Genomic DNA, 12,320 nt, shown 5'->3' on the forward strand with positions numbered 1-12,320 from the left:
CGAAAGTTGTAAGGAGGAGAAACATGGATTTTTTAGAAACGATCATCCAGAAAAAAGTTGAAGAAGTTGCCGCGATGCCACAAGAAACCGAAAAGGTCGTAGCGAAACGCCCATCATTTTATCAACATGTCAAGGACCAACCACAGAAGATGCACCTTATTGCTGAAATCAAGCGTGCTTCACCCTCCAAAGGAGACATCAACCAAGGGATCGATCCTGTCGCTCAAGCGCAAGCGTATGAAGCTGCAGGTGTCAGTGGGATTTCCGTCTTGACCGACCAGCAGTTTTTTAAAGGCTCGCTGGCAGATCTTGAAGCAGTCAGTAATGCCGTTTCGGTGCCTATACTATGCAAAGACTTCATTATCGACAAAAAACAATTGATTCGGGCCAAAAATGCGGGTGCCAGTATCGTTTTATTGATCGTGGCTGCGTTGGAGCCAGCCCGTTTCGTTGCGCTGTATCAAGAAGCCGAAGCACTAGGGTTGGAAGTACTCGTTGAGACTCATAATGCGGCAGAATTTCAACAAGCCCAAGCAGTAGGTGCCAAAATCATCGGCGTCAACAATCGCGACCTAAAAACTTTTGACGTTTCCTTGGATGTCAGTGTTGCTCTAGCGCCTCAGCCATCAGAGGCGATTTACATCAGTGAATCTGGTATTCGAACTGCCGCCGATGTGCTGCAGCTTGCACCGTTTTATCATGGAATCCTCGTTGGAGAAACGTTGATGAGAAGCAATCGAATTGCTGAAACAGCGGCAGATTTGCAGGTGAGTCGACCATGACCAAAGTGAAAATTTGCGGACTCACCAAACGCCTCCATGTCGAAGCTGCCATCAATGCTGGAGCAGATTACCTTGGCTTTGTTTTTGCCGAAAGCCGCCGGAGAATCGATCCGACACAAGTCCGCAAGATAACGGAGAAAGTACCCCAAAATGTAGGGAAAGTCGGAGTCTTCGTTTCTCCAAGTGTTGAAGAAGTGCAAGCGACAATTCAAACCGCTCAACTGACAGCGATTCAGCTCCATGGAAAGGTCCTGCCATCTTTGCAAACAGCCATCCAAAAGGGGGTTTTTGCTCATCAAAAGATCGCAGTGATCCAAGCCTTTGATGGAGAAGCAGATACTTTAGAACAAGATTTCCTAAGCTGCGATGCAGATTTTGGTTTATTGGACGCTCCAGTAAGAGATCACCCTTATGCTGGCGGCAACGGCCAATTCTTTGATTGGCAAAAAGCGGCGAGAAAACCGTTGCCGTTGTCTGAGCGATTTTTTATTGCTGGCGGTTTGCACGCGGAAAATGTAGAAGAGGCGATCCAACTTTTTAGGCCTTATGCTGTCGATGTTTCTTCAGGCGTGGAAACTCAGGGCAAGAAAGACAGTCGGAAAATCGAACAATTTATTCACTTAGTAAAGGAGAAAAAAAAATGACTCATTATCCCACAAAAGCAGGATTTTATGGTTCTTTTGGCGGACAGTTTGTGCCAGAGACATTGATGTATGCAGTCAAGCAATTAGAAACTGTCTACCGTGAAGCACAAGCGGACGCAAGTTTTCAAGCAGAATTACAGGAATATTTGCAAGAGTATGTAGGAAGAGAGACCCCCCTTTATCATGCACAGCGCTTGTCACAACACTTAGGCGGCGCCAAAATTTATCTGAAGCGAGAAGATTTGAATCATACGGGCGCCCATAAAATCAATAATGCACTTGGCCAAGTCTTATTAGCAAAACGGATGGGGAAAAAGAAAGTGGTAGCGGAGACCGGTGCTGGGCAGCATGGCGTCGCCACCGCGACTGCGGCCGCGTTGTTCGGTATGGAATGCACGATTTTTATGGGCTCAGTAGATGTTCAGCGGCAAGCACTAAACGTCTTTCGAATGGAATTATTGGGAGCAAAAGTGGTTTCAGTCACTTCAGGCAATCAGACATTGAAAGATGCTGTCAATGAAGCGCTGCGCTACTGGGTCGCAACCGTCGAGGACACCCATTACGTGATGGGTTCCGTACTCGGTCCGCATCCTTTTCCAGAGATCGTTCGAGATTTTCAAAGTGTGATTGGCAGTGAGACACGGCGGCAACTATTAGAAAAAGAAGGGCAACTGCCAACGACAGTCGTTGCGTGTGTTGGCGGCGGCAGCAATGCGATGGGAATGTTTTACCCTTTCATCAACGATCAGACCGTTCGTTTGATTGGCGTTGAAGCAGCTGGAAAAGGCGTGGATACTACCGAGCATGCGGCGACTTTAACGAAGGGCAGTATCGGTATTTTACATGGTACCAAAATGCATCTGCTACAAGACGATGATGGGCAAGTGATCGAACCCTATTCGATTTCAGCTGGTTTGGATTACCCAGGGGTCGGTCCCGAGCATTCTTATTTGAAGGAAATTGCACGCGCGGAGTATTTCGCGGTCACTGATGAAGAAGCTGTTGACGCCTTTTATCTCTTGTCTCAAATCGAAGGCATTATTCCCGCTTTGGAAAGTGCTCATGCCGTTGCCTATGCTTTAAAGTTAGCGCCAACAATGACAGCAGAAGAACGCTTAGTGATCTGTTTGTCTGGGCGAGGGGACAAAGATGTTCAACAAATCAAAGATCGGAAAGGAGCAGCGAAATGACCAGCAAAACATTGACGATGAAACTAAAGGAGCGCCAAAAACAAGGCAAGCCACTGTTTGTCCCTTATATCATGGCGGGGGCCAACGGACTGGAACGCCTGCCGGCAGAAATCGAACTGTTGACGACACATGGCGCAGCCGCCATTGAAATCGGCGTGCCCTTTTCAGACCCAGTCGCAGATGGAGCGGTCATCCAAGCAGCTGGAATGCAGGCATTAGCCAATGGCACCACTTTAAAAAAGATCATTGCTGCGCTGCAAACCATCCATTCCGAGGTTCCACTGGTATTGATGGGGTATACCAACTCATTCTTTCATTATGGCATTGAACAGCTAGCAAATGAATTAAAAACGACGGATGTGAAAGGGGTGATTATTCCAGATTTGCCCTTTGAACATCGATCGCTAGTAACGCCTACGTTTGATGCGGCGGATCTCGCACTGATCACATTGGTTTCCTTGACCAGTCCGCCAGATAGAATTCAGACACTGATCGAAGAAGCGGAAGGATTCGTTTATGCTGTGACAGTGAACGGTGTCACTGGAGAAGATCGCCAATACAACGAACAGCTGGATCAGCATTTGCAAGCCATTTCGGAAAAAAGTCCGATTCCAGTACTAGCTGGTTTCGGGGTCTCGACCCATGCAGACGTGCAGCGCTTTGCCCAAGTGTGCGATGGGGTAGTGATCGGTTCAAAAATTGTAGCAGCCTTACAAAACGAGCCACTGCCTGAAGTCAGTGAGCTGTTAGCAGAACTTGTTGGTAAGCCATAGAAAATCAATGTGAGGAAAGAACCCGAGTTGGGTTCTTTTTTTTGAGAAAACTAGTATTCGAGGTACTGATGGGCTGTTATGGAAAAAAGAACGTGATTTGTGAAGAGGAAAAAAGGCTGATGGAAGATCAGCCCAAATTCCCATGATTATGCCAGTGTATCGATGTCTATGGTGACTGTCTCGCAAAAATGCCCTCTGCCCCCAACGTAAACATGTTGGATTTCCTTTTGTGAGGACGTAGCGAGTTTAACAAAGATTTCTGAAGGTTCACTCAAATTGCTGCCTTGCTCAAAGCGATACACTTCTTTTTCGAGAGCACACTTTTGATACAAGAAGCAAGCCAAAGCGGCATTGGAAGTACCTGTGGCAGATTCTTCATTGATGTCAAACAGCTGACAATTAGAATAAACACGGAAACGATGATGCCAATGAAAGAAATTTGCTGAAGATTGAAGCGGATGGAAAGCGATCGTTTGATTGCTTTTGATGAGGAAGGGAACAGGCTGCTGATTATTCACCAAACTGCTATGGCAAAAAATCTGAATCAATTTGGCACACATTTGGCACAAGAACAAACAAAAACCGTCAAGAACAGGCTCTATAATTTATGGGACTGATGAATCAGAATTGATTCTTCAGCCCCATTTTCATTTTAGGTATTAAAAAACATATCGTTCTCTAGTATGATTAAATCACCACAAAATAAACAACTGAGAGGACGATATGCTATATGAATGATTCTATCAAAAAAATGCTGAGAATAACAGAGAAAGATTTGATGATTACAGAGGTCTCTTACGAGACCCTTCAGAAGAAAAAGACATTGGTCGTCGATGCTGTTCTCTCGCCTAATCCTCGTGCTTGTAGAAGTTGTGGTTCTACTGTGGTAGATGGAAACGGGAAATCAATTATAGTGAAAAATGGGAAGAAGGAAACGATTGTCCGTTTTGAGCAATACAATCATATGCCTTTGGTTATGCGCCTAAAAAAGCAGCGCTATACCTGTAAAAACTGTCGCACCCATTGGACTGCTCAAAGTTATTTTGTCCAACCCAGACATTCAATCGCAAATCATGTGAGATATAAAATTGCTTCTTTACTGACTGAAAAAGTATCTTTATCTTTTATTGCGAAAAGCTGTCAGGTATCTTTGACCACCGTTATTCGTACATTAAAAGAGTTTAAAAGCTATTTACCAAAACAATCTAAGAAGATTCTCCCAAGAGTATTGATGGTTGATGAATTTCGTTCGCATGCTTCCATAGAAGATAAAATGAGCTTTATTTGCGCAGATGGTGAAACAGGAAAATTAATCGATGTTTTGCCTACGCGTAAATTACCTCGATTAACAAGCTATTTCTTAGGGTGTACCAATCCAGAAGAAGTAGAATTTTTGGTGACAGACATGAACGCCGCCTACTTCCAGCTCACCAAACGTGTTCTGCCAAAAGCGAAAATAGTGATTGATCGGTTTCATATTGTCAAACACATGAATCAAGCGTTCAATGAGTTGCGTATCCGTGAAATGAATGAACTTCGTAAAGCAGGACAGAAAAGCCAGGCAGAAAAACTGAAAAAGAATTGGCGCTTTTTGCTAAAAAATCGTGCAAACATCAACCATTATGAATACAAAACATGGAAAAGTTTCCGAGCACCAAAATACCCATTTCTTACTGAAGCAATGATGATTGATCGATTGCTTGAGTTTTCTACGCCCCTGAAGGAGGCGTATCCCTTTTTTCATGAATTAGTTGAAGCCTTTCGAGACAAAGACCCTGACTTATTTTTCTCCTTATTGACAGAACTTCCTGAAACGTTAGATGACAGCTTTCGGGAAAAGCTTCAAAACCTTCTTACCCATGAAGAAGGCATCACCAACGCAATGATCTATCCTTATTCCAATGGAAAAATAGAAGCGAAGAATACCCACATAAAGACAATGAAACGAGTATCCTACGGATTTAAATCATTCGAGAACATGAGAATTAGAATCTTTTTGATCAATCAATTAATCAAAGTGAGATAACAAAAAATCTGAGCCAGAATGTGGTTCATTCTGACCCAGATTTGATTTTGCACAACTCATCAGTCCTTATTGACAAAGAGCCCAAGAACAAGGGTTCTCGACGGTTAAATAACGTTCCAGGAGGGATTCGAACCCCCGACCGTTCGCTTAGAAGGCGAATGCTCTATCCGGCTGAGCTACTGGAACAAATAATTTTCAGCGAATGCTCACTTCGCCTAAGCTGTTGAAATCAATCAGCAACAAATAACATTATAGAAAAAGGGCGCAGCAATGTCAATCTCTTTTCGCCCTTTTCTTATTTTTTCTTTGAAAAAAGGAAGCGCAGCTGCCCTCAACCTTTCTCAGGTTCCTCAAGGATTACGCTATCTGCTTCTTTCGTAATGAGAATCACACCATCTCCTAAAGGGACGAGGGTGGAGGTCAGCTGAGGATGGTTCATCACGGTATCCAAGAAAAGATTCAACTTGCGATGGATCGCTCGCTGGTTGCGAGGGATGTCTTCGATGGGTTGTAGAATCGTTCCAGCTTGGAACACGTCATCCACCATCAACACGCCACCTTTGCGTAACAGACGCAGACATTCTGGCAAAAATTCAATGTATTTCGATTTGGCACTGTCCATGAAGATAAAATCATAAGGCCCACTCAATGTAGGCAGGACATCTGCCGCTTGTCCTTCTAAAAGCGTGATTTTGTCTTCATTTCCTAAGCGAGCATAGGTTTCTTTGGCTTTGCGGATCATGACGTCAAAGCGATCGATCGTTGTGACATGCCCCTCTTTCACACATTGCGCCATCAAGCTTGAAGAAAAACCGATCGCTGTGCCGATCTCAAGGATTTCTTTTGGCTGAAGCTGTCCCAATAAAAACTGCAAAAAGACCACAGTTTCATGTGGGATGATTGGCACTTCTTTTTCATGAGCGGCTTGCTCGATTTCACCAAGTTCGCCGGGTAATTGTTTTTGTTTTTCACGCATAAACGCCACTAGTTCTGGTTTGACTACTGGACGATGCATCATTTCGTTGCGCATCTTCATCCTCCTCATTTATCGCTGCCCCTTATTATACGAATAACTCACCTTAAGTTCAATCTTTTCGAGTCTTTGGAACAACAAAAAAACCAGTCATACGACTGGCAGGATAAAGGGGTGAAAAATATTTTTGGGATATTTCTATCATAACGGTGTTATGTGGAGGTTTGGTTAAAATCCTGTGAAGATCTCGTCAGGTTCTGCTTAAATTTTCATCAAGGAAGAAAAGCAACCCATCATCAGGGCGAAAACGAACTTTTTATCGAAATATTCAGAAAATTCAGGGAAAAGTGTTGACAGAGGAACCTGCTGTTTGGTATCTTCATAACAAGATAAAAAAAGTGATAGGTGACGACGATGGATAAACGATTGAAACAAACAGCTGCATTTTTATTATTATTATCGTAAGGACTCTTTTTCTATGACCCGCCTTTTTAAGGCATCATTTGAAGAGTCCTATTCGCATTGCATGAAGGAAACCCTTTATGGAGTGCTTTTTTTATACCATTTTTTTCAATTTGTTTGAATGAGGTCGCGCCAAGCGTGCCCCTACCACTGCCAAGGAGGAAATAGTGATGAGAAAAATCCAGTTTTTTGACACCACATTGAGAGACGGTGAACAGACGCCGGGAGTCAACTTCAATACAAAAGAGAAGGTTCAACTGGCGCTGCAATTAGAAAAATGGGGGATCGATACGATCGAAGCAGGCTTTCCGATTGCATCAGAAGGAGACTTTCAAGCAGTCCAAGCGATTGCTGGGGCGGTGACGAAAATGACCGTTGCAGGACTTGCCCGTTGTCTGAAAAAAGACATTGATCGTGCCTATGAAGCTCTTCATCAAGCCATCGATCCCCAGATCCATGTCTTTTTAGCAACGAGTGAGGTGCATCGCCAGTACAAGCTGAATATGACGAAAGCAGAAGTACTCGCTTCCATCAAAGAACATGTGGCTTATGCCCGTGAACGCTTTGAAAAAGTTCAATTTTCGCCAGAAGATGCCACCCGCACCGATAAGGCCTTCTTGCTTGAGGCGGTTCAAACAGCGATTGATGCCGGCGCGACGATCATCAATGTGCCCGATACAGTAGGGTTTACTAATCCTACGGAATATGGTGCGCTTTTTGCCTATTTGATCGCCAATATCAAGAGTGAGCAGCCGATCATTTTTTCTTCCCATTGTCATGATGACTTGGGAATGGCGACAGCCAATGCGCTGGCAGCTATCGAAAATGGTGCTGATCGGGTGGAAGGAACGATCAACGGGATCGGCGAACGAGCGGGCAATACCGCACTAGAAGAAGTGGCGCTGGCGTTGCATATTCGCAATGATTTCTATCAGGCTACCTCCAACATCAAGTTAAACGAAACAAAACGCACCAGCGATTTGGTAGCGCGTTTGTCAGGAATCACGGTACCGAAAAACAAAGCGATTGTCGGCGGCAATGCCTATGCCCATGAATCTGGGATTCATCAAGATGGCGTCTTAAAAAATCCTGAGACCTACGAAATCATTACCCCACAGTTGGTGGGGGTAGAAACCAACTCGTTGCCTTTAGGCAAACTTTCTGGCCGCCATGCCTTCGTCGATAAAATGCAGCAACTGGGGTACCAGTTTGACCAAGAAGAAACCAACGAATTGTTTAAACGTTTCAAAGAGTTAGCAGATAAAAAGAAACAAGTGACCGAACAAGATTTGCTGGCTTTGGTGGCTGATCAAGGCCGCAGTCAAGAAGGCGGCTGTGAGTTGGACGCCGTTCAGCTACAATATGTGTCCAATGGCCATCAAGGAGCGGTGGTTTCTATCATCAAAGATGAGGAAAAACAAGTGGCATCAGCTATCGGTGCCGGCAGTATCCAAGCAATCTACAACTCGATCGATCAGATTTTCCAGCAGCAGCCAAAGCTGTTGAATTATGAGATCACTGCCTTGACCAGTGGGGAAGATGCGCAAGCCGAAGTGCACGTGGTCATTGAATGTCAGGATACCAATGAAAAAATCAGCGGGATTGGCTTAGACTTTGATGTCTTGCAGGCATCAGCCAAAGCCTATGTGCAGGCCAGCGCTGCATTGAAGAAACGAGGTGTCCTTGTTTGAAAAAGATCATTGTTTTAGCAGGAGATGGCATTGGACCAGAAATTATGGACAGTGCCCTTGCGGTATTGAAAGCGGCTTGTCCAGACCATCTTCAACGCTTTCATTTTGACCAGCGGCCATTTGGTGGTGCGGCGCTGGCACTTACTGGAGAGCCATTGCCACAAGAAACACTACAAGCTTGCCAACAGGCGGATGCGATCCTTTTAGGAGCCATTGGTGATCCAGTTTGGGAAAACGCACCGATAACACCCGAGAAAGGACTTTTGAATTTGCGTCAAGCGTTAGGGCTATACGCCAATATTCGACCCATCAAAGTAGTTGATGCGGTGATTGCTTTGTCTCCCATTAAAGAAGCGATCCTTCGGGGGACAGATTTTGTCATCGTTCGTGAGTTGACTGGCGGTATCTATTTTGGCGAAAAAGCAGAAAAACCTGAAGAAGCCTACGACATCAATCATTATCATCAAGCAGAGATTCGACGGATTTTGCGTAAAGCCTTTGAGATCGCCCGCACGCGGAAGAAGCGGGTTCTCTCTGTCGATAAAGCAAATGTGTTGGCGACTAGCCGACTTTGGCGCCGGTTAGCGGAAGAAACGGCACAGGAATTCCCAGATTGTCAGTTGACTCATCAATATGTTGATTCCGCTGCTATGAAAATCATCCAAAATCCCAAAGACTTTGATGTAATCGTGACAGAAAATCTCTTTGGCGACATTTTAAGTGATGAAGCCTCGGTTTTGCCAGGATCATTAGGGGTGCTGCCCAGCGCAAGTCATGGCGCAGAAGGGGTTTCTTTATATGAACCGATTCATGGCTCTGCACCTGATATCGCTGGGCAAAATTGCGCCAATCCGGTTTCCATGATTTTATCTGTCGTCATGATGCTAAGAGAGTCCTTTCAAGAGGAAGAGCTGGCGGATACCATCGAAAGTGCTTGTTACGAGGTAATGAATGCGGGGATCTTGACCCGTGATCTAGGTGGTACAGCAACGACAACTGCCTTTACAGAAGCGGTTATTGCACAGTTAGGAGTGAGCAATTATGGGGAAAACGCTGTTTGATAAACTATGGGATCGGCATGTCATCACAGGAGAAGAAGGGCAAGCGCAGCTGCTTTATGTCGATCTGCATATGATCCATGAAGTGACGACACCGCAAGCCTTCGAAGGATTACGGCAAGCGGGACGGACCGTCCGTTGTCCCGAAAAAACCTTCGCAACGATGGATCACAACGTGCCTACCAAAGATATTTTTACCATCACTGATCTGGTTGCAAAAAAGCAAATGGACACGTTACGTAAGAACTGTCGAGATTTTGGGATCGAATTGTGTGACAATGGCTCTGCCAACCAAGGAATCGTCCACATGGTTGGCCCAGAAGTTGGCTTGACCCAACCAGGGAAAACGATCGTTTGCGGGGATTCCCACACTGCCACCCATGGTGCTTTCGGTGCGATCGCGTTTGGGATCGGTACGAGTGAAGTAGAGCATGTCTTTGCGACACAGACGATTTGGCAGACAAAACCGAAACGCATGGGAGTTGAGATTACCGGTCACCTGCAGCCGGGGGTGTACGCCAAAGATATTATTTTGGCATTGATCGCGACGCATGGCACTGATTTTGGTGGTGGCTATGCCGTAGAATTCTTTGGCGAAACGATCCGTAGTCTGACGATGGAAGAACGCATGACCATTTGCAATATGTCGATCGAAGGTGGGGCGAAAATGGGCTTGATCGCCCCTGATGAAACGACCTTTGCTTATGTGAAGGATCGACGCTTTGCGCCACAAGCGTTTGCCAGTGCGGTGGCTGATTGGCAAACCCTTTATACCGATGAAGATGCCAGCTATGATGCCCTGATCACCCTAGACGCAACAACCTTAGAACCCTATATCACTTGGGGAACCAATCCAGAAATGGGGGTACCAGTCAGCGAAGCGTTTCCTGAAGTGCGGGATCACAATGATCAGCAAGCCTATGAATATATGGCGCTGCAACCTGGACAGACAGCTGCTGATATCCCCATTGAATACATTTTTATTGGATCGTGTACCAATGGTCGTTTGTCTGATCTGCAAGAGGCAGCGGCGATTTTGAAAGGTCAGACCATCAAAGAAGGGGTCACTGGTATTATCGTTCCTGGTTCACGCCCTGTTCGTAAAGCAGCGGAAGCGATCGGTTTAGACAAAGTCTTTATTGACGCTGGTTTTGAATGGCGGGAGCCTGGCTGTTCCATGTGCTTAGGAATGAATCCTGATAAAGTACCAGAAGGCGTCCATTGTGCCTCCACATCAAACCGCAATTTTGTTGGACGGCAAGGGAAAAACGCGCGGACGCACCTCTGTAGTCCAGCGATGGCGGCTGCAGCTGCGATTCATGGGCGCTTTGTCGATGTACGAGAAGTGGTTGGAGGTGTTGGTTAATGGAAGCTTTTACGCAATTTGAAGGTACGACGCTGCCTTTGATGAATGACAATATCGATACCGATCAAATCCTACCGAAAAATTATTTGAAGCGCGTTGAAAAAACGGGCTTTGGCGAATTTTTATTTGATGATTGGCGCTATTTGCCGCAACGCAAGCCTAATCCAGCATTTATCTTGAATGATCCAGCATATCAGACCGCTCAAGTCCTCGTCACTGGTGATAATTTTGGTTCTGGCTCTTCTCGAGAGCACGCGGCATGGGCGCTGTTGGATTACGGCTTTAAAGCCGTGATTGCTGGCAGCTTCGGTGATATTTTCTATATGAACGCCACCAAAAACGGGCTGCTGCCCATCGAGCTGCCATTGGATGTTCGCCAAAGGATCGCCTCGCTGCCTGCTTCTGAAAAAATCAGCATCGACTTGCCGAGGCAATGTGTGATCGTTGCCGGGGAGGAGCATTTCTTTGCAATCGATGCTACCTGGAAACATAAATTGATCCACGGTCTCGATGAGATCAGTATCACGTTGCAGGAAGAGGTGAAAATCACCGCCTATGAGCAGACGATTCCAGCGTATTGGCAGTAGGGCTAGGGGACTGGTCGTTATTCGTCGGCTGGTATTTGTGAGAGAATGTTTCTTAACCCTCGCCAATCAGCTTCGATTTGCGGAGTCAACGTTCGATTGTAAAAGATCGCAGCGGGATGATACATCGGTACGATCAAATATTCTTTTTCCGACCATTGATAACCATCTTTTGTTGGATTGCTTTCTTGTATTTTGGAACGGATCACTTCGCCATGGTGATCTTTGATATAATAGGCGTTGCCTAATAATCGCTGCAGTCCGATATTGCCAACAGTTGCAATGACGGGCGGATCTACAACGGACAACTCGTAGTCAAGCAGCGGTGCGTGTAGCAAGACTTCTTTTTTGGTAGGTGTCCGATTGGGATGGACGATCTCATGGGCACCGCTGCGTTTGTTGATTCGTTCTTTGACGGAGTATGGGCGACTGCGGACAGCGCTGGTGATGTAGACATCCTCACGGGTCAAACCGGCTAAAGCCAACGATTTCATCAATTCTTTTCCTGCTTGTCCGCTAAAAGGAATAAAATTCTCGATTTCGGTTCGACCAGGGGCTTCCCCAACGATCATCAATTTGGGCTGCAGCGGTCCTTGACCGGGAACAAATCCTTCCAACGGATAACTGCGGGACGCCTGTTGAACGGCAATGGCTAATTCTTTGGGGTATTGCATGCAAACTCCTCCAATTCTGTTTCACTTGTGCTCTTTCTTCTATAGTAATAGAAAACAAAAAATGCACAAAAGGAAATGACTAGTAGCAAAAGAATTC

At 45.6% G+C, this 12,320-nt stretch carries 11 protein-coding genes, 1 tRNA gene and 1 pseudogene; 9 read left to right on the forward strand and 4 right to left on the reverse strand.

The annotated features are described in order from the left end of the window. Positions 1–23 precede the first annotated feature (23 nt). Genes trpC through trpA form a run of 4 tightly spaced genes read left to right on the forward strand, consistent with a single transcriptional unit; the run spans position 24 to position 3,389 of the window. On the forward strand, positions 24–782 hold the full coding sequence (gene trpC, locus A5870_RS06300) for an indole-3-glycerol phosphate synthase TrpC (RefSeq protein ID WP_086292152.1): 759 nt from the start codon (positions 24–26) through the stop codon (positions 780–782). Further along, positions 779–1,426, forward strand: a complete 648-nt coding sequence (locus A5870_RS06305; protein ID WP_086292153.1) for a phosphoribosylanthranilate isomerase — start codon at positions 779–781, stop codon at positions 1,424–1,426. The genes trpC and A5870_RS06305 overlap by 4 nt, the downstream gene beginning before the upstream one ends. Next, positions 1,423–2,616: a tryptophan synthase subunit beta gene (trpB, locus tag A5870_RS06310; RefSeq protein WP_086292154.1), complete on the forward strand. Its 1,194-nt coding sequence runs from the start codon at positions 1,423–1,425 to the stop codon at positions 2,614–2,616. The genes A5870_RS06305 and trpB overlap by 4 nt, the downstream gene beginning before the upstream one ends. Beyond that, complete coding sequence (gene trpA, locus A5870_RS06315; protein ID WP_086292155.1) at positions 2,613–3,389, forward strand: tryptophan synthase subunit alpha; 777 nt, start codon at positions 2,613–2,615, stop codon at positions 3,387–3,389. Before trpB ends, trpA begins: the two co-directional genes overlap by 4 nt. 146 nt (positions 3,390–3,535) lie before the next feature. Here trpA and A5870_RS17790 read toward each other — a convergent pair. Beyond that, positions 3,536–3,781: pseudogene (locus A5870_RS17790) on the reverse strand (PhzF family phenazine biosynthesis protein); the annotation flags it as partial. A gap of 338 nt (positions 3,782–4,119) precedes the next feature. Here A5870_RS17790 and A5870_RS06325 point away from each other — a divergent pair. Further along, positions 4,120–5,415 carry an ISL3 family transposase gene (locus A5870_RS06325; protein WP_086292156.1) on the forward strand — a complete coding sequence of 432 codons (1,296 nt, stop codon included), beginning with the start codon at positions 4,120–4,122 and terminating at the stop codon, positions 5,413–5,415. Positions 5,416–5,527: 112 nt separating this feature from the next. On the opposite strand, the gene A5870_RS06330 is transcribed toward A5870_RS06325, so the two are convergent. Further along, positions 5,528–5,601: transfer RNA gene (locus A5870_RS06330), tRNA-Arg, on the reverse strand. A 145-nt stretch (positions 5,602–5,746) separates the two neighbouring features. Continuing rightward, entirely contained in the window at positions 5,747–6,445 is a 699-nt protein-coding gene (locus A5870_RS06335) for an O-methyltransferase (RefSeq protein WP_005225745.1), read from the reverse strand. Positions 6,446–7,020: 575 nt separating this feature from the next. Between A5870_RS06335 and A5870_RS06340 the strand changes: the two genes are divergently transcribed. Genes A5870_RS06340 through leuD form a run of 4 tightly spaced genes read left to right on the forward strand, consistent with a single transcriptional unit; the run spans position 7,021 to position 11,552 of the window. Continuing rightward, complete coding sequence (locus tag A5870_RS06340) at positions 7,021–8,541, forward strand: 2-isopropylmalate synthase (RefSeq protein ID WP_086292157.1); 1,521 nt, start codon at positions 7,021–7,023, stop codon at positions 8,539–8,541. Then, complete coding sequence (gene leuB / locus A5870_RS06345) at positions 8,538–9,602, forward strand: 3-isopropylmalate dehydrogenase (RefSeq protein WP_086292158.1); 1,065 nt, start codon at positions 8,538–8,540, stop codon at positions 9,600–9,602. Before A5870_RS06340 ends, leuB begins: the two co-directional genes overlap by 4 nt. Further along, positions 9,583–10,965 (forward strand): 3-isopropylmalate dehydratase large subunit, encoded by a 1,383-nt coding sequence (gene leuC / locus A5870_RS06350; RefSeq protein ID WP_086292159.1) that lies wholly within the window; start codon positions 9,583–9,585, stop codon positions 10,963–10,965. Before leuB ends, leuC begins: the two co-directional genes overlap by 20 nt. Continuing rightward, positions 10,965–11,552 carry a 3-isopropylmalate dehydratase small subunit gene (gene leuD, locus A5870_RS06355; protein ID WP_086292160.1) on the forward strand — a complete coding sequence of 196 codons (588 nt, stop codon included), beginning with the start codon at positions 10,965–10,967 and terminating at the stop codon, positions 11,550–11,552. The genes leuC and leuD overlap by 1 nt, the downstream gene beginning before the upstream one ends. Positions 11,553–11,569: 17 nt before the next feature. Here leuD and A5870_RS06360 read toward each other — a convergent pair whose 3' ends face one another. Then, positions 11,570–12,223, reverse strand: coding sequence for a uracil-DNA glycosylase (locus tag A5870_RS06360; RefSeq protein ID WP_086292161.1), 654 nt, complete (start codon positions 12,221–12,223; stop codon positions 11,570–11,572). Positions 12,224–12,320 lie beyond the last annotated feature (97 nt).

This window comes from Enterococcus sp. 2G9_DIV0600 (assembly GCF_002140615.1).
Classification (GTDB): domain Bacteria; phylum Bacillota; class Bacilli; order Lactobacillales; family Enterococcaceae; genus Enterococcus_D; species Enterococcus_D innesii.